This window comes from Actinoplanes sp. CA-015351, assembly GCF_050955685.1.
In the GTDB taxonomy this organism is placed as follows: domain Bacteria; phylum Actinomycetota; class Actinomycetes; order Mycobacteriales; family Micromonosporaceae; genus Actinoplanes.
In genome coordinates this window covers 3629443-3649997 of sequence record NZ_CP192102.1, presented here as the reverse complement: position 1 = coordinate 3649997, position 20555 = coordinate 3629443, and the positions used below count along the sequence as shown (strand labels likewise).

Annotated in this window: 21 protein-coding genes; 4 read left to right on the top strand and 17 right to left on the bottom strand. The window is 68.9% G+C overall.

Translation table 11 applies throughout. The features are described 5' to 3' along the window. Positions 1 to 2: 2 nt before the first annotated feature. The gene (locus tag ACQP2E_RS16445; protein WP_433832559.1) at positions 3 to 773 is read right to left on the bottom strand and encodes a class I SAM-dependent methyltransferase; all 771 of its coding nucleotides are present in this window, start codon (positions 771 to 773) and stop codon (positions 3 to 5) included. 46 nt (positions 774 to 819) lie between these two features. Between ACQP2E_RS16445 and ACQP2E_RS16440 the strand changes: the two genes are divergently transcribed. Then, complete coding sequence (locus ACQP2E_RS16440) at positions 820 to 1770, top strand: NAD-dependent epimerase/dehydratase family protein (protein WP_433832557.1); 951 nt, start codon at positions 820 to 822, stop codon at positions 1768 to 1770. A 59-nt stretch (positions 1771 to 1829) separates the two neighbouring features. Next, positions 1830 to 2879, top strand: coding sequence for an FAD-dependent oxidoreductase (locus ACQP2E_RS16435; protein WP_433832555.1), 1050 nt, complete (start codon positions 1830 to 1832; stop codon positions 2877 to 2879). Here the strand turns inward: ACQP2E_RS16435 and ACQP2E_RS16430 are convergent. Next, a complete protein-coding gene (locus tag ACQP2E_RS16430; protein ID WP_433832553.1) occupies positions 2812 to 3174 on the bottom strand; it encodes a winged helix-turn-helix transcriptional regulator in 363 nt (120 codons plus the stop codon). The genes ACQP2E_RS16435 and ACQP2E_RS16430 overlap by 68 nt on opposite strands. A gap of 99 nt (positions 3175 to 3273) precedes the next feature. Between ACQP2E_RS16430 and ACQP2E_RS16425 the strand changes: the two genes are divergently transcribed. Next, positions 3274 to 4116: an alpha/beta hydrolase gene (locus tag ACQP2E_RS16425; protein ID WP_433832551.1), complete on the top strand. Its 843-nt coding sequence runs from the start codon at positions 3274 to 3276 to the stop codon at positions 4114 to 4116. Here ACQP2E_RS16425 and ACQP2E_RS16420 read toward each other — a convergent pair. Beyond that, positions 4067 to 4450, bottom strand: coding sequence for a hypothetical protein (locus tag ACQP2E_RS16420; RefSeq protein WP_433832549.1), 384 nt, complete (start codon positions 4448 to 4450; stop codon positions 4067 to 4069). The two genes, ACQP2E_RS16425 and ACQP2E_RS16420, sit on opposite strands and share 50 nt — an antisense overlap. 33 nt (positions 4451 to 4483) lie before the next feature. Here ACQP2E_RS16420 and ACQP2E_RS16415 point away from each other — a divergent pair, with 33 nt between their 5' ends. Continuing rightward, complete coding sequence (locus tag ACQP2E_RS16415; protein ID WP_433832547.1) at positions 4484 to 4765, top strand: hypothetical protein; 282 nt, start codon at positions 4484 to 4486, stop codon at positions 4763 to 4765. A 30-nt stretch (positions 4766 to 4795) separates the two neighbouring features. Here ACQP2E_RS16415 and ACQP2E_RS16410 read toward each other — a convergent pair whose 3' ends face one another. From ACQP2E_RS16410 to ACQP2E_RS16345, 14 genes are all read right to left on the bottom strand, one after another. Continuing rightward, positions 4796 to 5953 (bottom strand): glycosyltransferase family 4 protein, encoded by a 1158-nt coding sequence (locus ACQP2E_RS16410; RefSeq protein WP_433832545.1) that lies wholly within the window; start codon positions 5951 to 5953, stop codon positions 4796 to 4798. 64 nt (positions 5954 to 6017) lie between these two features. Beyond that, positions 6018 to 7379 (bottom strand): alkaline phosphatase family protein, encoded by a 1362-nt coding sequence (locus ACQP2E_RS16405; RefSeq protein WP_433832543.1) that lies wholly within the window; start codon positions 7377 to 7379, stop codon positions 6018 to 6020. Then, positions 7376 to 8458, bottom strand: a complete 1083-nt coding sequence (eboE, locus tag ACQP2E_RS16400) for a metabolite traffic protein EboE (RefSeq protein WP_433832541.1) — start codon at positions 8456 to 8458, stop codon at positions 7376 to 7378. The genes ACQP2E_RS16405 and eboE overlap by 4 nt, the downstream gene beginning before the upstream one ends. Before the next feature lie 2 nt (positions 8459 to 8460). Further along, entirely contained in the window at positions 8461 to 9312 is an 852-nt protein-coding gene (locus ACQP2E_RS16395) for a TatD family hydrolase (protein WP_433832539.1), read from the bottom strand. Beyond that, positions 9312 to 9875 carry an EboA domain-containing protein gene (locus ACQP2E_RS16390; protein ID WP_433832537.1) on the bottom strand — a complete coding sequence of 188 codons (564 nt, stop codon included), beginning with the start codon at positions 9873 to 9875 and terminating at the stop codon, positions 9312 to 9314. The genes ACQP2E_RS16395 and ACQP2E_RS16390 overlap by 1 nt, the downstream gene beginning before the upstream one ends. After that, positions 9872 to 10699: a sugar phosphate isomerase/epimerase family protein gene (locus ACQP2E_RS16385; protein ID WP_433832535.1), complete on the bottom strand. Its 828-nt coding sequence runs from the start codon at positions 10697 to 10699 to the stop codon at positions 9872 to 9874. The genes ACQP2E_RS16390 and ACQP2E_RS16385 overlap by 4 nt, the downstream gene beginning before the upstream one ends. Next, complete coding sequence (locus tag ACQP2E_RS16380) at positions 10696 to 11634, bottom strand: SCO3242 family prenyltransferase (RefSeq protein WP_433832533.1); 939 nt, start codon at positions 11632 to 11634, stop codon at positions 10696 to 10698. The genes ACQP2E_RS16385 and ACQP2E_RS16380 overlap by 4 nt, the downstream gene beginning before the upstream one ends. Next, positions 11627 to 12766 (bottom strand): inositol-3-phosphate synthase, encoded by a 1140-nt coding sequence (locus ACQP2E_RS16375; protein WP_433832531.1) that lies wholly within the window; start codon positions 12764 to 12766, stop codon positions 11627 to 11629. The genes ACQP2E_RS16380 and ACQP2E_RS16375 overlap by 8 nt, the downstream gene beginning before the upstream one ends. Positions 12767 to 12908: 142 nt before the next feature. Further along, complete coding sequence (locus tag ACQP2E_RS16370) at positions 12909 to 13655, bottom strand: ATP-binding protein (protein ID WP_433832529.1); 747 nt, start codon at positions 13653 to 13655, stop codon at positions 12909 to 12911. A gap of 400 nt (positions 13656 to 14055) precedes the next feature. Continuing rightward, a complete protein-coding gene (locus ACQP2E_RS16365; RefSeq protein WP_433832527.1) occupies positions 14056 to 14316 on the bottom strand; it encodes a hypothetical protein in 261 nt (86 codons plus the stop codon). A 1-nt stretch (position 14317) separates the two neighbouring features. Further along, positions 14318 to 14635, bottom strand: coding sequence for a hypothetical protein (locus tag ACQP2E_RS16360; RefSeq protein WP_433832525.1), 318 nt, complete (start codon positions 14633 to 14635; stop codon positions 14318 to 14320). A 207-nt stretch (positions 14636 to 14842) separates the two neighbouring features. Then, positions 14843 to 16015: a helix-turn-helix domain-containing protein gene (locus tag ACQP2E_RS16355; RefSeq protein WP_433832523.1), complete on the bottom strand. Its 1173-nt coding sequence runs from the start codon at positions 16013 to 16015 to the stop codon at positions 14843 to 14845. A gap of 278 nt (positions 16016 to 16293) precedes the next feature. Further along, positions 16294 to 17514: an SGNH/GDSL hydrolase family protein gene (locus ACQP2E_RS16350; RefSeq protein WP_433832521.1), complete on the bottom strand. Its 1221-nt coding sequence runs from the start codon at positions 17512 to 17514 to the stop codon at positions 16294 to 16296. 1 nt (position 17515) lies between these two features. Then, entirely contained in the window at positions 17516 to 20491 is a 2976-nt protein-coding gene (locus ACQP2E_RS16345; protein ID WP_433832519.1) for a glycosyl hydrolase 115 family protein, read from the bottom strand. Positions 20492 to 20555: the final 64 nt, after the last annotated feature.

Here is a 20555-nt window from a genome sequence, read left to right as displayed (position 1 = left end):
TTTCACTCTGAAGCCGGCCGGCCGATCGCCACCCACGCCGCCGCGCTGAGCTGCACGGGCCCATCCTCCGGCAGCAGCGAAGCGCACCGGGAACGCAACTCCGCACGCCCGCGCTCATCAAGCCCTCGCACATAGTCGCCGGCGGGCCCGACCCCGAACGTGAACGGTTCCCACCAATCCTCGAAACCCTCGAACCGAGCCGTCACGCTCATCACCGCCGACTCCACGTCCCGCAATCCGGCTTCGGCGAACAGTTCCGCGAGGTGCCCTTCCCGCGCTCCGGCCAGCTCCGATTCCCCGCTGACCGCCGGATCCATCGACCGGACCGCCTGCCAGAACTCGGTGAGCGGCCCGCCGCCGGCTGCGTAATCCCAGACGCAGGCGCCAACCACCCCTTGGGTACGCGTAACCCGCGCCATTTCCCGAATCCCGGCAACCGGATCGGTCATGAAATGCACGACAAGCGAAGCCAGCGTCAGGTCGAACGACTCGTCGGCGAACGGCAGCCGCTCCGCCGACGCCGGCCGCACGTCGACCCCCGGCAACCGAGACCGGCTGGCAGCGACAAACGACGACGACGGATCGACAGCCGACACGAACTCCGCACCGAGCCGATCGGCCAGAACTGACGTGAGCGCCCCGGTCCCACAGCCGACGTCGAGCGCCCGCTGCCCCGGCAAAGGCCGAACCATGTCCGCGAACTCCACAGCGAGAGGTTCGGAGTATCTGCCCATGAAACGGCCGTAAGCGTCCGCCCTGACCTCGAAGCTCATGACCGAGAGCCTAAACACGCATTGACGTGCGTGACAGACTCGCGGGATGCGCGTCTTCATCACCGGCGCCAGCGGTTTCATCGGGCGGGCCCTGGCCGCCAGGCTGCGCGCCGAAGGCCACACCGTCTCCGGCGTCGACCTGCGTGCCTCACCCGGTGTCGTCGCCGGCGACGTCAGCTCGGAGGGTGCCTGGCAGCAGGCCACCGCCGACCTGTTCATCCACACCGCGGCGGTGGTCTCCAACGGGGTGGGCCTGGCCGGCCAGTGGAAAGTCAACGTAGGCGGCACCCGCAACGCGCTGGACGCGGCGGTCCGCAGCGGCGCGACCCGCTTCGTCCACTTCTCGTCGATCCGGGCCTTCTCCGACCTCGGATTCCCCGACGGCGTCACCGAGTCCCACCCGGTACGCCCGGACGGCAACCCGTACGTGGACACGAAGATCGCCTCCGAGCAGGTGGCGCTGCAGGCCCACGCCGCCGGCGAGATCGACGTGACGATCGTCCGGCCGGGTGACGTCTACGGCCCGGGTTCACGGCCGTGGACGCTGATGCCCCTGGAACTGATCAGAAAGAACCAGTTCCTGCTGCCGGCGAGGGGCAACGGAATCTTCAGCCCGGTCCACATCGACGACCTGGTCTCCGGAGTGCTGCTCACGTCGGAAGGCGGCGCGGCCGGCCACATCTTCACCCTGACCGGCGGCGAGGGCGTGACCTGCCGGGAGTTCTTCGCCCATTACTACCGCATGCTGGGCAAACGCGGCCCCCTCTGTCTGCCGACACCGGCAGCGGTGGCAGTGGCGGCAGCGGCCGGACGAGCATTCGGGTTGACCGGCCCCACCGAGTTCAACGCCATCTCGATGAGGTACTTCGCCCGGTCCGGCACCTACTCGATCGAGAAGGCACAGCGGATGCTGGGTTACGAGCCCAAGGTCGACCTGTCCGAGGGCATGTCCCGCACCGAACGCTGGCTCCGCGGCCAGAAGCTGATCCCGGCCTGATCCAGGAATGATCACTCGGCGCTACTTGTTTGACGAAACAAGGCGGCGAGGAGATTACCATGGAACAGCGCACCACGGTGACCGTCATCGGTGGCGGTCAGGCCGGGCTTTCGGCCGCCTACCACCTTCAGCGCCGCGGCTTCGACTTCGTCGTGCTCGACGCCGACGCGAGCCCCGGCGGCGCGTGGCAACACCGCTGGGCCTCGCTGACCATGGAGACCGTCAACGGGATCTTCGACCTGCCCGGCCTTCCGAAACCCGCCGTCGACCCGGCCGAGTCCAGCAGCACCGCGATCCCCCGGTACTTCGCCGCGTACGAGCGCGCCTTCGACCTGCCGATCCTGCGCCCGGTGCAGGTGCGAACCGTCGAGCGCGCCGGCGCCGACCTTCTCGTCACCACCGACCGCGGCACCTGGCTCACCAACGCCGTGATCAACGCGACCGGCACCTGGACGAACCCGCTGCTCCCGGCGTACCCCGGAGCGGAGACGTTCCGCGGCCGTCAGTTGCACACCCACGAATACATCGACGCCGGCGATTTCGCCGGGCAGCGCGTCGCGATCGTCGGCGGCGGCATCTCCGCGATCCAGCAGCTGGAGGAGATCTCCCGAAGTGCCACCACGTTCTGGTACACCCGGCGCGAACCGGTCTTCATCGACGAGTTCCGGCCCGAGCAGGAGGGCCGCGCCACCATCGCGAAGGTGATCGCCGACGTCGAGGCGGGGCGGCCGAGCAGCAGCGTTGTCTCGTACACAGGTCTGGGTTGGACCAGTTACGCCCGCGCCGCGCGAGAACGCGGCGCCCTGGAAAGAAAGCCCATGTTCACCGCGATCGAACCGGCAGGCGTCCGCGAAGCGGACGGCACCCTCACCGAGGTCGACACGATCCTCTGGGCCACCGGCTTCCGCGCCGCGCTCGCCCATCTGGAGCCGCTGAAACTGCGAGGGCCGCTCGGTGGCATCCCGATGCGCGGAACCCAGGTCGCGGCCGAGCCGCGGATCCACCTCATCGGGTACGGCCCGTCGCAGTCCACCATCGGCGCTAACCGCGCTGGTCGTGAGGCTGTGACTGCTCTGCGACGCCTGATTCCAGAGCCCACGCGCAGATAGCGGCGAGCGGCTCCTGCAACGTCTTGCCGAGTGCCGTCAGCGCGTATTCGACGTGCTGCGGCGGCCGCTCCTTGAGCACCCGCCGTTCCACAAGTCCGTCGGCCTCCATGTCGCGCAACGTCTCGGTGAGCACTTTCTGCGAGATGCCGGCCACCCGTCTGCGCAGGTCAGCATGGCGTGCGGGACCGGCGAGCAGCGCGTAGACGAGCAGCACCCGCCATTTCGACGCGAGCCGTTCCAAAGCCTGCCGGGTGGCGCAACTCTCCTCAAGCACGTCCGGAATGACAAGCGCCATGAACCAACCTCCGAAGGGCACCAGAAAGTGCCTTCTACCAATGCGCGGTGCTGCGTCCTAACGTCTCGTCCAACGATAGACGTCGAAAGGAGCCCTCGAATGCCCGAGCGTGTCACATTCACCGCCGACGGCGTCACCCTGGCCGGGAACCTCACGGCCGCCGGTTCCTCGAACCCCGCCGTCGTCCTCACCGGACCGTTCACCGGCGTGAAGGAGCAGGTCGTCGCGGTCTACGCGGAACGGCTCGCCGCACGCGGCATCACCACCCTCGCCTTCGACCACCGTGGCTTCGGCGAGAGCGGCGGCCGCCGTGCCCACGAGGACAGTCAGGGCAAACTGTCCGACCTGCGGTCCGCTGTCGGCCTGCTGGCGCAGCACACCGATCGGATCGGTGTCGTCGGCGTCTGCCTCGGCGGCGGTTACGCCTTGAAAGCCGCAGCGACCGACCCCCGCCTGCGCGCGGTTGTCGGCATCGCCGGCGCCTACAACAGCCCGGTCCGGTTCAGCGCCGGCAACCCGGCCGGGTACCGCCAGGCGATCACCTCGTTCATCGACCGGTACGACGAGGAGCTGCCGGCGGTCGCGCCGAACGGTGGCGAGGCCGCCATGGGCGGCGACGAGCCGTACGCCTACTACGGCACCAACCGCGGCACGGCGGCGAACTGGGAGAACCGGGTCACCTACGGCTCGCTGCACTCGCTGATGACCCTCGACGCGCTCGGCGCCGCTCCGGTGCTCGGCGACACCCCGCTGCTGATCGTTCACGGACGCACCGACGACTACTGCGCACCGGAGCTGGCCCAGGCCGCGCACGACCAGGCGTCCGGCCCGAAGGAACTGCTGTGGCTCGACGCCGGCCAGCACATCGACCTTTACGACGCGGAGCCGTACGTCACCCAGGCGGCCGACGCGGCCGCCCGTTTCCTTCACCAGCACCTCTGAGCAGCTGTTCCACGGTCTCGGTCAGAGTCCTCTTCCCAAAAACGCGATAGACCTCGGCCACCGCGGGTCTGTCCAGCGCCGCTCGCGCCGCCGACTCCGCCTGTTCCCGGTCGGCGAGCACGAGCAGCCCCAGACCACCGGCCGGATCCCCGTCCAGCACGTCGAGCTGCGCGAGCCCCTCGATCGCGTCCAGCTGACCCTCGATGATCCCCAACTCGGTGTAGATCTCCAGCGCTTCCCGCATCGCTGACCGGGGCGGTTCATACCGGCCGCGCCGCCGATCAGTCGCTGACAGATTCGACAGCGCGGCCGCCACCCCACGCTGATCGTTCAACGCCCGGAACCCGTCCCCGGCACGGCCCTGTTCATGAGCCCCGGCCTGCTCGACGGCGACGTCGCCGGTAAGAAGGTCACCATCAAGATGTGGATCGACGACTACACCGGCCCGGGCGCCTTCGCGAAGGATCGCCTCGTCGCGCCCGGTTCGAGCCCGAGCATCGCCGTCGACAACGTCATCTACCCCACCTGGCCGGACAGCACGAGCAGCAAGGCGGTCATCAACGACGACGGCAGCGGCGAATGGACGTTCACGAAGCTGGCGACAACGGGACCGGGCGGGCTGCCCGGGACGCGGTCGACGGTTCGGTGAGCTGGACATGTCGCGATAAATAGCTTTTTGTTAGTGCAGGTCGCCGAACAACCTCTCCCACTGTTCGGCGATGACCGGCGACTCGTACTGAGCAGCTGTGATCCGCCCGGCCTTGCCCATCGTCTCCCGCTCGTGACCGTTCTCGATCAGCCGCGACAGCCCATCGGCCAGACCAGCGACGTCCTCGGCCGGCACCAGCAGCCCGTTCACGCCGTCGTCCACCACGTCCGCCGGACCGGTCGGGCAGTCGAACGACACCACCGGCAGACCAATGCTCATCGCCTCGAGCAGCACCATCGGCAGCCCTTCCTTGCGCGAGCTCAACACGAAGATCGACGCTTTCGCCAGCTCGCCGTCCAGGTTCCGGCTGATCCCCCGCAGCCGCACCACATCACCGAGCCCTCGCTCCTCGATCATGCCGGCCAGCTTCGCCTGCCACTTACCCGCACCGAATATGTGCAGCTCCCACCCCGGATGTGCCGCATGAACATCGACAAAGGCCTCAATCAGAAGATCAAAACCCTTCTGCCGGATCAGCCGCCCGGCGGCGGCAACGATGGGGGCACGCTCATCCGTGGGTACGCCTGAACGAGGCGGAATACCGTTCGGAACACGCTCGATCCGAACCCGGTCCCCGAGCGCCTCCTGATAGGACGCCAGGTCCGCGTGAGTCAGCACGGTCACGGCGTCGAGCCGCGGATAGGCCCGCACGATCTCCCTCTGCAGACCCGGCTTGTAGCTACCGAAGTTCAGATGGTCCTGTCCGATCCGGATCGCCCCTCGCGGCCCGGCCCAGGCGGACAACAGGTTGAGAGCGGGCCTCGTGGTGATCAGCACCGACCCACGGGGCTGCGCCCGCATGTATCGAACGACCTTGAGGTCGACGACCGGATCCCAGCGCTTGTACCGGAAATCCCGCCCGTGCGGCAGCCGGGTGGCGAACATCCGCGCCTTACGCCACACCCGCCGCCGGCCGTCGGCCTTGAACTTGGTGCCGTCTTCCCGCAGCTCATTGAGACAGACCAGCCGCACCCGAGGGTCAAGCGGCAATGCCGGCGACTCCCCACCCCGATAGACGCTGGCGATCTCCACATCATGCCGCTCACACAACGCGTTGGCCTGATTGAAGACCGTCCGGATCGTCCCGCCGACCCCATACGCGTTGTGCAACAGATACCGAATGTTCACCCCGCCAACCTATGGCCCACAGTCAATACTTACCGCCCCGTGCGCAACCCGATCTCCGAGTGTCCTATGTGGCGAGGTCCAGCAGGAAGTCCTTCACCTCGGTCGCGGCTATCGAGGACCGGGCCGCGTCCGGCGACGAGCACAACAGCACCGGCGCATCGTCCGGGGACGACGGCAGCCGGCCGTGCGACCCCCGCACCGACCGGGCGCCCGCGTCCAGCCCGACCACGTTCATCGAGTACCGCATGCCGAGCTTCTTGCGGGCCAGCGCCATCCCCGCCCGCCGCTTGGCCGCCGCCGGAGCGGCCGGGTCGAAGAACAGTTCGGCCGGGTCGTATCCCGGCTTGCGGTGGATCTCGACGTTCCGGGCGAAATCCGGGGCCGCCGCGTCATCAAGCCAGTAGTAGTACGTGAACCACGCGTCCGGCTCACTGATCAGCACCAGCTCACCGGACCGGGGGTGGTCGATGCCGTAAGGAGCCTGGCCCGCCGCGTCCAGGACCTGGTCGACACCGGGCACCGCCGCACAGATCTTGGCGACCTCGGCGACGTCGCGGGGCGACCGGACGTAGACGTGCGCGATCTGGTGGTCGGCCACCGCGAAAGCCCGCGACGTCCACGGGTCGAGGTACTCCATCCCGGCCTGGGTGTAGACGGTCAGCAAGCCTTCCGAGCGCAGCACCCGGTTGATGTCGACGGGCCGGCTCACGTCGGTGATGCCGTACTCGGACAGCACCACGACGGTCGCGTCCCGAGCGAAGGCCGCATCCAGCAACGGGCCCAGGATCGCGTCCAGCTCCACGGCCGCCGCCACCGCCTGCGGTGCCGACGGGCCGAATCTCTGCAGGTCGTAATCGAGGTGCGGCACATAGACCAGGGTGAGATCAGGATCGTGCACGGCCATGACTTTGGTGGCGGCTTCGCAAATCCATTTCGACGACGCCAGCCCGGCACCCGGCCCCCAATAGGTGAACAGCGGGAACGTGTCGAAAGCGTCATGCAGCGACGGCGGGAACGTGTAGCAGTCCGGATCCTTACGCCCATCGGCGTGATAGATCGGCCGGGGCGTGATCGTCCAGTCCACATCGGCGCCCATGGCGTACCACCAGCAGACGTTCGCGACCGTGCTGCCGGGCCGCCGTTTGCGCAGCGCGTCCCAGATCTTCTCGCCGCCGACCAGGCCGTTGTGCTGCCGCCAGAGAAACACTTCGCCGAGTTCACGGAAATACCATCCGTTGCCGACGATGCCGTGTCCGGCCGGCGTTTCCCCAGTGAGGAACGTCGATTGCACCGAACAGGTGACAGCCGGCAGGACCGTACCCAAGGGTGCTTGAAATCCGCGGTCGGCGACCGCGCGCAGGCGCGGCATGTGCGCGAGCAGGCGCGGGGTGAGCCCGACGATGTCGAGCACGACGAGACGAGTCATGCACCGGCCTCCTCAATCAGATCGCGGGCGAACGCGAGCTCGGCGGCGATGCCTGCGGCCAGCTCGGCGTCGTCGCGCGGCCGCTGCGCCGGCGGCAGCACACCCCAGGTGTACGTCTCCACGTCGAAGTGATCACATTCGGGCAACAGCTCCCGGACTGCGGCGCGGGTGACAGCCACTGTCGAGGTGAGCGGCGCGGCCGGGGCGGCATGCAGAGGTACGTGGTAGTGGATCCGCCACGGGCCGGGAAAGTTCAGTTCGATGGCCTCGTCGAGATCATCAGCGGAGAGGCCGGCGGCGCTGCGGGTCTGGTGCAGGAATCGGGGCTCGACATAGTCGTGGAGCACGTCCGAAAACGAGCTCGCTTCGAGCGCCGCCGAGATCTGCACCTTCACGATCGGGATCCCGGCCGACCGCAGCCGGCCGACCGCATCGGCCGGGTCCTCCCAGGCACAGGCCAGGTGGGCCAGGTCGAGGCAGACGCCGATCCACTCGTTGTCCAGCCGGGAAACCTGTTCGACGGCCTGGGCGGTGGTTTCCACGACACAGCCCGGCTCGGGCTCGAGTCCGACTCTGATCGGCCGCCCCGCCACGTCGGAGATCTCGGCGAGCCCTTTGGCGAGGCCGTCGAGCCGCCGGGCGGCGGTGCCCGCGTAGGTGGCGTCCCACGGTGTGCGCCAGGCCAGCGGCAGGGTGGAGATCGAGCCACGCGCCGCGTTGTCCGGCAACAGATCCCCGAGAATCCGGGCGAGATCCAATGTGTACTGCAGCCGGTCCGGCGTGGTCCAGTCGGGGTGATAAACGGCGTTCTTCACGACCGGCGCCTGAAAAGCGGCGTACGGAAAACCATTCAGCGTCACCACTTCGAGCCCGCGGACATGGAGTTCCCGCCGCAGCCTCCGGCGCAACTCCACCGATTCGGCGAGCGCGGAGGCGACCGGCGCCGCCAGCCACAGCCCGAGCCCGAGGACGTCGGCGTCGAGGTGGGCGCGGATCCGCACCGCGTACGTGTCGAGCTGCCCGATGATGCCGTCGAGGTCCTCGGCCGGGTGCACGTTCGTGCAGTAGCTGAGATGCATCGTCAGCTTCCTCCGCGCAGGATCGAGTTGCCGGCGAACGTCGCTTCCGAAGCATTCCGGCCGGCCAGGTCGAGCCGCCCGGATTGGTTGAAGAACGCGACCGGATTACGCCACAGCACCTTGTCAACATCGTCCTTGGTGAATCCGCCTGCGAGCATTTCCTCGGCGGTGCGGACGGTGAGCAGCGGGTCGGAGCGCCCCCAGTCGGCGGCCGAGTTGATCAGGACGCGCTCCAGTCCGTACTCATGAAGGATGGTGACCATCCGGGACGGCGACATCTTGGTGTCCGGGTAGATCGAGAACCCGGCCCACAGGCCGGCGTCGAGCGCGGCCGCGACGGTGAGCTCGTTGAGGTGGTCGAGCACCACTCGCGAGGGATCAATTCCGGACTCGGTGACCACAGCGATGCTGCGTTCGGTACCGCGCGCCTTGTCCCGGTGCGGGGTGTGCACCAGCGCGGGCAGCTCGTGCTCGATGGCCAGGGCGAGCTGCGCGGCGAACACCTCGTCCTCGGCGGCGGTCATCGAGTCGTACCCGATCTCGCCGACCGCTACCACGCCGTCCTTCGCCAGATAGCGCGGCAGCAGGTCGAGCACCGGCCGGCAGCGCGGATCGTTCGCCTCTTTCGGATTGAGCGCGATCGTCGCGTGATGCCGGATGCCGAATTGGCTCGCGCGGAACGGTTCCCAGCCGATCAGCGCATCGAAATAGTCGGTGAAGGACGCCGGTCCGGTGCGTGGCTGGCCGAGCCAGAACGCCGGCTCGACAATGGCGCGGACTCCGGCCGCGGCCATCCGTTCGTAATCGTCGGTCGTACGGGACGTCATGTGGATGTGCGGGTCGAAGATGCGCATCAGGCCCCCAACTGGTCCAGCAATTCTCGGGCGTCGGCCGGCACCTCCCGCCCGGCCGCTTCTCTTTCACGGGCGAACGCCCGCAACATGTCAGCGAGTTCGGCATCCGCCCGCTCGCGCAACCCGTGCACGGCGGTCAGCGGAATGCCCATGAAGACACATTTGAGGACCCCCTGCCGCCATGCGGCAGCATCGAGGACGGTCGCGCACGGTCCGAGCGCGGCGGCCACGAGCCGGGTGTCATTCGTACGCAAGGCGTCGTTCAGCACCGAAACCATGTCGTCGTGCCCCGCCAGCAATGGCATTGCCCTGAGCACGGCCCGTTTCTCGTCCGCGTCGCCGTACCGATAAAGGGTCTCCGCCTCCACGGGCGCCTCGACCAGCATCAATGCCCGCGCGGCCTCGTCCGCCGTCCATCCCGGCGCGACCGATCCACGCCCGCAGCGCCGGCCGGCCGCCGGGAAAAGCCCGCCGATCGCAGCCGGATCCTTACGAATACGGCCGATCGCCTCGTCGAGCCAGCTGTTGGCGCCAAGAGCGTCGCGCAATTCGCTGGGGGTCATCCGGCCGCCTTCCTCAAGAATTCAAGGGATCGGGCCGCCACCGCCGGGCCCGCGTGCGAATGCCGGGGCAATTCCACGGCGACCAGCCCGCGATAGCCGGTCGCCGCCAGCGCCGCCAGCACCGGCGGGAAGTCGATCTCCCCCTCGCCGAACTCCAGGTGCTCGTGCACCCCACGCCGCATGTCGTCGATCTGCACGTTGACCAGGTACGGCCCGGCCTCGATCACCGATTCCGGTACGGGCAGCGGCTCCAGGCAGCGACAGTGCCCGATATCCAGGGTCAGCCCGAACGCAACCGGCTCACCAAGATCAGCATGCAGCCGCCGCCACCCGGCCAGGTCCTCGACGAGCATGCCCGGCTCTGGCTCGAAGCCCAGCGTCACACCCCGTGCGGTGGCGTGCTCGACGATGGCGGCGCAGCCCCGGACCAGTCGGTCCCATTCGTCGTTGATGCCGGACGGAGCGGTCCCGGCCCAGAACGAAACGGCTTCCGCACCCAGTTCAGCGCCGATGTCCACGGCCCGGCGCAGGTAGTCCAGCCGCAGTTCCGGATCGTCGTGCATGAATGTCGGCGAATGCTTGTGCCACGGGTCGAGCAGATAACGCGCTCCGGTCTCGATCACTACAGCCAGCCCGAGCCGCTCCAGATCGGCGGCGACGTCGGCGGTGCGACGGGCGAGATCCGGGGCGAACGGATCGAGATGGTTCGTGTCCAGCGTCAGCGCGACACCTTCGTACCCAAGATCGGCAATGACCCGCAGCGCCTCGGGCAATCGATGGTTGCCGAACCCGTTGGTCCCATATCCGAACCTCGCCCGGCTCATGTCGGCGACACCACCTTCGCGAGGCGTTTCGCGAGCGGCGCGGCGGCGGCGAGCGCGATCGCGGTGATCGGCGCCCCGGCCCGCGCGGTCAGCGCGCCCTGCAGCGGCGGCATCCCGGTGATCCCCGCGCCCACCGCTGCCCGGATCCGCTGCGCGGACGGCTCCGCCGCGGCCTTGATCTGAGCTGATCCGAACCACACGGCGTACCAGGCAGCGAGCGCGAGACTCGCTGCGGCGCCGGCCGATCTTTCCGGTCCTCTGGCCGCAGTGCCGGCCGATCTTTCCGGTCCTCTGGCCGCCGTGCCGGCCGATCTTTCCGGTCCTCTGGCCGCCGTGCCGGCCAGAGCCACTGTTGCGGCCAATGTGGACAGTGGGAGCCCTTTGCCGCCACCGGTGACCTCGCGCTGCGACAGCATGGTCACGACGCCGGTGTGCGCGGCCATCGTCAGTGCCGCAGGAACCGCTGACCGGATCCGTCCGCCGCTCGCCCCGAGCAGCACATCGAGTCCACGACAGACAGCCATCATCGGCGGGCCGGCGGCGGTGTTCTTGGCCCACAGGTCATAAACCCAGACCGAGCCGGCGAGCGGTACCGCCACGGCCGCGGCACGCCGCCCACCGACGAGAGCGGCGATGCCGACCCCGGCCACGGTCAGCCCGGCCGCCACCGCGAGAGCCTGCGCCGGACTGACCCGCCCCGACGGGATGGGCCGCTCAGGGCGTTCCACGGCGTCAAGCTCCCGGTCAGCCCAGTCGTTGGCGGCCATCCCGGCCCAGTAGAGACACACCGAGGCAGCGGCCAGCCCACCGGTACGCGGCCCGAGCCGGCCGGCCGCCGCAGCTCCGGCAACAGCGTCCCCGGGTACCGAGAGCGCCGCCGGAGCCCGAATCAGCTCAGCCAGATCCCGCCACCGAGGCCACGCTGGCTCAGGCATCGGGCAGCTCCCGGGCGAACCCGCTCAGCAGCGCCCACTGGTCGGCCAGCCCGTGCGGAACCTCGCCGAGCGGATCCTTGAAGAAGAACGCGAGCTCGGTCAGCGGCCCGCTGCGCCCCGACGCATGTGCCGCAGCGACAAGACGGGCCAGATCCAGTACGAGCGGAGCGGCCAGCGCCGAATCACACCCGTGCCAGCTGAATTCCATCCGCATGCCGGCACCGAGGAACCCGGTGAACGTGATCAGATCCCATGCCGTCTTGAAGTCGCCGATGTCGTCGACGTACTCGATGAGGCTGTGTCCCTGCGGCTGATATCCGAGCGTCTCCTTGAGAACGCGCTGCTTGCTGCCGGCCTTCGCGGCATTCGCGGCCGGGTCGGCCAGGTTCGCGCCGTCACCGCCACCGAGCAGGTTCGTGCCCGACCAGGACCGCACCCGCAGGTTGCGCATCGCGAACATCGGCGCCAGCACGGACTTCACCAGCGTCTCACCGGTCTTCCCGTCCCGGCCCGCATAGGGCAGCCCTTCGCGGGCGGCAAAATCCTCCAGCGCCGGCAGCCGTGCCCCCGTCGACGGGGTGAAGTCAACGAAAGCGCAACCGGCCCGGAAGGCGGCGTACGCGGCGAGCGCACTGGCCGGTAACACCTGCTCGTCACTCTGGAGTGCCTGGTCGAGCAATGCCGTCGAAGCGTGCGACGGGTGATCAGAAACGGCCGGTTCGGTCGACGACACGTTGATCACCACGACCCTTTCGAGGCCGTGCCGCTCCCGGAACCGAACGATGTCCGCGGCGATCAATCCGGCCGTCGCCCACTGGGTCTCCCCCACCGGCAGCGGCTGGACCTCGCGTTCCTGGGCAACGATTTCGGCGCCGAGCGACGCGACGATCCCCGCCGGCAGCACACCTGCCGCGGCGAGCGACTCGGCTTTCTTCCCCAGCGGAACAGCGGTGATGTCATGCCCGCCGAACACCAGATCGGACAGCGACGGCAGCGCCGCATCCCGAAGCGGCAACGCCTCGGTGACCATCCCGACCGGCTCGGCAAGCCCGGCTCGCACCGCAAGAGCTCCGACGACGCTGGTCACCGCCACCGAGCCACGGGCGCCGATCAGCCATACTCCGACCACCATCCCGACCTCCCCGCAAAGAATCGGTTTCAGTCAATCTTTCACGGGCCGCTCCGGCAGTCCAGGGCACGACGCGATCCCGCCGGTTCCGGATCTCGGCTCGGGCAGGCGGGGGTTCAGACGCGCGAAGGCTCGGAGCGACGGCTCAGGCGGGCGAGATCCGCAGCAGCGCCCACACGATCTTGCCGGTGCTCAGCGCGGTGCAGCCCCAGTGCGACGCCAGCCCGGCGACGATGCGCAGGCCCCGGCCGCTGCCCGCCGGCACGATCGCGCCCGACGTCCCGGGCAGGTTGGTGATCCGGGGCGGCGCCGGGCTCTCATCGCGTACGCCGATGCGCAGGAACACCGGCGTACCGGAGACCATCACCCCGAACCCGGCGCCGGCGTGTTGGATCGCGTTGGTGGCCAGCTCCGACACGACCAGGCAGGCCCGGTCGCGCAGCTGTCCCAGCCCCCAGGCCTCGCACGAATCCCCGACGACTCGGCGCGCCACCGCGACGCTTTCCGGCACCGGCGACAGGTGCTCGCACGCCCAGCGCGGGACACCGGCACGAACCGCCAGCACCGCGTCGTCACGGCGGTCGTAGAGCGCGACCGAGCCACGCTGCGAGCCGAGTTCCCGGACGATCTCGGCGGCCGCTCCGCAGAGCAGCACCGGCACGCCCCAGGTCCGGCTGGCGTGCCGGGTCAGCGCCGGAAGAACGCTGACCGCGGGCCCGGCCACAGGGTGCAGCTCCGACAGGTCCACGACCACGGCCGCCGGGCACTCCGCGGCGGCCCGGCCGACGGCCGCGTTCAGCAGCCCAGCCGTCTCCGAGCTCAGCGTCCCGGAAAACCTGACGGTAGCGAGCCCGGCGTCCAGGTCACGTTCCGTGATGATGTCTGAGCGCACCAGCAAAGTTGACACCTGACGAGACCGCCGGGCAATTCTGTTCCCACGACTACCGCTCGATCCGGTTAATCCCAACGCCTGACCCGCCACCCCCGTCAGTGCGGGACACTTCGTAACATTCTTGAAATGGGAGCGCTCCGATGTAACGATGACGGTCACTGTCTTTCGAGGTGGGATCGCCGATGAAACTGAGAAGGCCCAGCCAGATGTATAAAATGGACCATCTCGTGGATTGAGGTCGCCCAGGCGAGGATCCGGCCGAAGGGTGCGGGCCGCGTCATCAACGGTACGCTGGGCGACCCTCGCGGGCGGCGGGGCCGTCTGGTACGCGGACGAGGTCCTCGCCTGGATCGCAGAGCTGCCCCCGAGTCGATGAAGCGACCCGAGGGCGGAGAGCAGCTCAGAACGCGTTGCGCGTGAGCCGCGACCGGCTCGTCACGCCCGTCACGCGGTCGGCGTGGTCCTTCAGCTGACGCAGGTAACCCTCGGCCTGCTCCTGGTCCTGGTGCACACCGATCGGCGCCGGCGATTGGTGCACGCTGTTCTCGCGGTGCAGGTCCTCGGGTCGCCAGCTGCGCCACCGGGTGGTGCCGTCGATGACGCCTTCCTGGACGTAGCCGATCAGCTGATTGCCGGACTTGACCTCGATCAGTCCTGGCACCTCAGCCCCTCCAGCCGTGCGGCGCGAGCAGCTCACACTCGGTCCGGTACTCGAACGCCCGCAGGTCGGCCTGAACCATCTTCTCGACCAGGTCCTCGATCGACTGTGAACGCACCCAGCGGTACGACAGATGCCGGACAGTGTGGACCGCGTCGAACAGCTCGTGTTTCACGTCCCAGGTGATCCGCCAGCCCGGATGTAGCGGCTCGGTCTGCTCGCACGTCTCAAGCACCCCGGCCGGCCAGCCGAGCCGCTCGGCCTTCAGCCGCCGTAGGTGCCGGGCCAGCGTGTCCGCCGCCGTGATCGTGTGGTTCGCCATGCCGCCTCCGCACCCGAGCTATGAGACCGGCTGCGAGCGGGGGTATTCCATCGACCTGCTCGCCGCCGGAACGGGACGCGACGACGGGCCGTGTTGTGAAAAGCGGGCACCCGCCGCCGCTGACCTGATCGTCACCTGGCGGTGGCGCAATGTGGAGGGCATCACTGTCCGCAGACAGCACGCCAGCGTCCGCAGCCTTGCGGACAGTCAGTCCTTGTCCGCAGGCCTTGCGGCGGTCACCTCTTCGCGCAAATCACCAGCGTCCGGCAGCCCGGATCCCTCGACGCCGGCCACCAGCTCGTCGACGCGCCACCAATTCGACGGCACGACGCGGCCGGACCGGATCGCGACCCGCGCCTCACCGGCGGCCTCATCCGGCCGCGGCTTGTCGCCTGCCAGCAACGCCATGCCGAGGTCGAGGCGGGCCGACGCGATCCGGCGCGGCCGCGCGCCCTCGGCCTCCAGCTCGGCGATGACCTCCCTGGCCACCCGCTCGGCGGCCGGATCACCCGCCCATGCCAGGGTGGTCGCGGTATAGCTGTGCATCTTGCCGGGGTCGTACTGGTAGTGGTGCTCCGGATGCTCCGGCACTGGGCGACGCTCGGCCATCGACTCCACCCGGCGCAGCGCGTCCCGGGTCGCCACCTGGTCACCGAGACGCGCCCACGCCCGACCTTCCTGAGCGGTCGCCTGCACGATCGCCGACCCACCCGGTGGCGCCAGCTCTTGCGCGTGCCGGGACAGGTCCACCGCCCGCCGGTAGTCGCCGCTGGTCAGCGCATCCCAGGCCTGCGTCTCCAGGCACCAGGCGGCGATCTCCGGATGCCCGGCCTGGTCGGCGAGCGCAGTCGCGGTCTCCAGGTGGGCGTCGGCTGCGGCCCGCTGCTGAAGGTCGATGTGCAGGGTCGCTCGCAGCAGCGACAGCCAGCCGCCGGTCACCAGTATCCGCCGGTGCTGCCGCAGAGTTTTGCGTCCGTCGAGGAGCTGGTCGACCATGCGCAGGTATCGGCGAACTTTCGGGATCAGCTCGGCGGGTGGGGTGGTCGCGTACGCCATCGCCATCTTGTCGGCGGCACGCTCGACGCGGGCGAGCACGGTGTCGGTGACGTCGGACGCGAGGGCGCGCTGCTCAAACTCGACCGCCTCCAGCTCGCCTTCGACATCCTCGGGTGCCGGGGTGCGGATTGCCGCGGTGAGCCGGCCGTGGGCGTTGAGGGCGGTGTCGAGTGCTGCGGCGATCTCCCGGGTCGGTCGGCGCCGGCTTTTTTCGAGGTCGCTGATCTGGCTGCTGCTGACGGTGGAGAGCGCGCTGAGCTGCCGGTAGGACAGCCCGGATCGTTCACGGAGCCGACGGAGTTCGCCGGCGAATGCCTGGGTCATCGCCACGTCCCTGCTTGCGGTCAGGGGATGGCGGCCGGGCCGCAAGACACCGGCCGCCATCATCGACGGTACGTCAGGGCAACGATCGACGGAGGTGCGCGGCCTCGCCGGCCTCGTCGTCCCGGTCGAGTGCACGCAGCGTGCTCCCCAAGCCCCACCAACCTCCGCCTCAAACGATCATGCACCCCGGGACAGCCGTGCTCACGCACGGAAGGAACAACTGTGATCGGCGGTGCCGGGGCGGTGGGCGCGCACCGGCCCCGTACCGTCGGATTGGTCTAGAGCAGCCGGCGCGGCACCGCCGCGGCCAAGGCTCCGTAGCCCGCGGGGTTGAGATGCAGGTGGTCGCCTACGTCGTAGGGCGCGGCCAGCTGGCGGGGCGTGGCCGGATCGCGGACGGCCGCGTCGAAGTCCACCACCCCGTCGAACAGGCCGGCTCGGATGGCCGCGTTGACCGCCTGGCGGGAGCGTTCCCGCAGGCCGCCCACGTCGTCGTAGATGTTGCCGCCGAACGGAGTCAACGTAGCTCCCAGTACTCGCAGGTCACAGGCTTGGGCACGCAGCACGATCTGCCGGTACGCCCCGATCAGGTCGGCCACCACCTGCTGCTGATCGGAATCGGTCGCCGGGGCGACGCCGATGTCGTTGACGCCTTCGAAGAGCAGCAGGGTACGGGCGCCGGAGAGAGCGAGCACGTCGCGGTCCAGGCGAGCCAGCGCGTTCGGGCCCAGGCCGTCGCGGAGGACGCGGTTGCCGCCGGCGGCCTGGTTCAGGACCGCCAGGTCCGGATCGCGGAGCCGGGCGAACAACTGGTCCGGCCATCGATCGTTGCCGTTGGTCGTCGACCCGCGTCCGTCGGTGAGCGAGTCGCCGAGCAGAACCAAACCGGAGACGGCGGCGAGGACCTCGACGCCGCTGATCAGGTACCAGTGATCGGCAGGAACCGCGCCGGTCACATCAGCAGCGCCGTGCTGGTCGCCGTTGACCAGCCACGACGTGGTTCGGGAACCGGGATGCGAGGTCAGCGCGGTGCTCGCGATCCCGGGCGACGAATACAGCGAGATGGTCAGATTCGCCCCGGCGAGCAGCGGCAGGTCGACCGGATCGGAGACCATCTGCGCCCCGACCGGTATCACCATCGACGGCCGGCCGCCGAACGTCAGCGGCCGGGTGCTGCCGGGCCGGATCGCGGACACCCCGGCCCGGCCGTCGACCGGCAGCGCCACTGCCGCCGCGGTGATCGGCATGTCAGCGCCGCCGAACGCGTTGGAGAAGCGGACCCGCAGCTTGCGGCCGCCCGCGGTGATCCGGACGGTTTGCCGCAGCGTCGTGTCGTTCAATGCGGCAAACGGCGCGGGCGGCATGTTGTGCGGTTCGGTGAGCTGCGGCATCGCGGTCCAGGTGTGCGACCAGCGGGGCAGCGGGCCGGGCATTCCCCGGCTGACCAGGACGGTCGAGGCGGCGGCGCCGGTCGACGTGAGCAGGGTGCGGCGGCGCATGTCAGAACCTCCGGCTCTCGACGGGCCCGAGGTAGCTGTACTCGACGCCGCCCGTGTCGACGACGAGCCGTTGCAGGATCACGGTCGGATCGACGGCCTCGAAGGTCAGGGTGTGCAATCCCGGACGCTGGACTACGTGCGTAGTAGTAGTGACATTGACGTTGTCGGATGTGTTGCGGGCCCACTGCCGGTTCATCGTGGTGTCGTCGGCGCCGGTCGCGGCGATCACGTCGATGGTCTGTGGCGCCTGACCGTCGAGCGACACCGCGTACCGCAGACCGCTTGTGGGCAGCACGTTGTTGCGCGGCGACAGATGTGCGGAGATCTTCACGGGCCCGGTGGTGGTCAGCGTGAGCCGGTATTCGAGACGGCTGCCGCCGGTGACCGCGGCCATCCCGTTGCCGACCTTGCCGATGTTCGGAAGCAGTCGCCAGTTTCCCGAACTACGGTCGTAGTGATCCGCGTCGACCGTCACGTGCCCGCCCGCCTCGGCGAAACCCTGCGGCCTGAGCGCGGGGTTACGCACCGCGACGCGCACGCTCTGCGTGCCTCCCGGCCCTTCGATCATGATGGGTACGGTCGTGAGCCCTCCCGGAGCACGCCGCCAGTCGACGGTCACCGCCACCCGGACCTGCTCGTCCACCCGGCCGGACGCCGGGGTGACCGTCAGCCACCGAGCTCCGGTGCTGATCCGGTAATCAAAAGCGGTCGTCCCCTTGTTGTAGATCTCGAAGTACCGCTCCCGCCCGACCTGCCACGGGCTGAGCTCCGGCAGCGCCGCGTCGACACCCATCGCGGCTGCCGGCGGCACCTCGATGCGCTTCAGGTGCGGATAGATCTCGTCGGGCAGCGCCACATGGTTGTCGGTCTGCGGCTGCTGCCAGGACGCGTTGTTGTACCGCTCGGCGTTTCCGTACCCGATCTTCGGCTGGGTCTGCCAGCCCGCCCATTTCCCGCCGGCGATGCCGCTGTTGTAGCGGTCGCTGAGCGCCTGGTCCTCGGCGAACCGGGCCTCGGCCTCGGCGGCCAGAGCATTCGTGGCGGCCCGGCCCTGCGCCGCGTAGCGAAGGTTGGCGAATTGGGCACGGCGTAGTTCGTACAGATTGGCGGTGGCCTGCACCTGGTAGTCGACGAGCTGGAAATACGCGTCCTGTGCCGCGGCCGGAACGCGCCGCCTGATCCGATCGGCCGCCAAGGCGAGCGCCTGCCATTCGGCGACAACCCGGTCCATCTCAGCGGGCTCGTACGGGTTCTCCTGGTCGTTGTAGACCACGTTCGCCGCGTCCCCGGTGATCCGGCGGTTCAGCAGTTCGGGCTTGCGGCGCGACTGCAGCCGGCCGTACTCGGAAAGCACCTCGGCGATCCCCGGCGCGAGTTGCGGGCCGAAGTTCTCCGCGGCGTACTGCCTTTCCCACTCGCCGATCCGGGACAGCGGCATCGCGTCCGGGTTCCACGCGTAGTCCAGGAAGAACTGGGTGGGCAACTCCTCGTTCTTCAGGTCGCCGACGTTGACGACCCAGAGCCGGTCGACGCCTTTCGAGTACGACAGGTGCAGCTGCTCCCAGGCATTGACCAGGTTCGTGGTGTCGGCCCACTTGTAGTTGCGGCCCTCGCCGACGTAATCGAAGTGGTAGTAGAGCCCGTACCCCCCGCTGCGCTGCGGCAGACCGGCGTGCGGGAGTTTCCGCATGTTGCCCCAGTTGTCGTCGCAGAAGACGACGGTGACGTCGGACGGCGGCTGATAGCCGGACACCCAATAACGCTGCACCTCTTTGTAGAGGGTCTGCACCTGCGGCGCCGAGGTCAGCCCGAATTCGGCGAGAATGGCGCGCTGGGTGTCGATGATCGAGCTCATCAGGTCGATGCCGTCGCCGTCGGGCAGGCTGACGTCGCCGTTGCCGCGCATTCCGAGGGTGATGACGCCTTCGAAGCCCTCCTCCTTCATCCGGCGGGCACCGTCGCGCCAATAGGCGACGATCGCGTCCCGGTTGCGGCGGAAACTCCATTCGCCGGTGCCGCCGTACGGGTCGCTGCCCGGGGTGACGATCGTGCCGTTCGCGTCGCGGACCGCCGCTTTCGCGTGCCGGTTCCACTCCTCGATGCCGCGCATCATCGGCGCCTCGTGCGAGGTGCCCATGACCACGCCGTAACGACTCGCGGTCTCGTGGTTGACCGGGTCGTCCTCGGCGAACGCCCTGCCCCACACGGCCGGCCAGAGATAATTGGCCTTGAGCCGCAGCATGGTCTCGAAGACCTTCGCGTAATAATCGGCGTTCAGCCCACCGGAATAGCCCGGCGCTTTCCCCGGTCCGAAGTAATTCGGCGCCCAGGTCCCGGTCGCCGGATTCTCATCGTTGATGAAGAACCCGCGGTACTTCACCTTCGGCGTGCCCTGGGTGTGCCGGCCCGGAAGGGCGTAAAGGGCATCGGCATGCGGGACCGGAACGTCGTCCCAGAAATGCCACGGCGAGACGCCGATGCGCCGCGACACGTCGTAGACACCGAAAATGGTGCCTCGCTGGTCGCTGCCGGCGATCACGAAGGCGCGCCGGACGCCGGGCAGCGGGTTCTCGACGACCTGCTGGAGCGAGGTCTCCCATTTGCCGGCGATACCTCGGACGTCGAGTTTGCCGGCTTTCACCAGGCGATCAACGAGAGCGCTTCGTCCGAGCGTACCGATGATGATTTGATCTTGGTTTTTGACAACGCTGCCCACTAGCGGCGTGATTCCGGTGGCCGAAGCCAGGTCGGCCTGCAAGTCGGCGGCCACCCGGGTGACGCCGGCGTGGTCGGCGGGATCGACCACGATCGGTGCGGCCGCGCCGTTCGCGACGAGCGGGAAACGGCCCGGTCCGGGTTCGGTGGCGATGTAGCTGGCGGTTCGGGGGACGGCGGCTGCCTGCGGCGCCGCAACCGCGGGGACGGTGGTTGCGGCGAGCGCGACGGCGGCGAGGACAGCGAGGGGACGGGTTCGCATGTGTACGCCTCCGAAAGTTTCGGAAATGTTTCGCGCTGACGTCCGCAACATATAGCCGTCGATC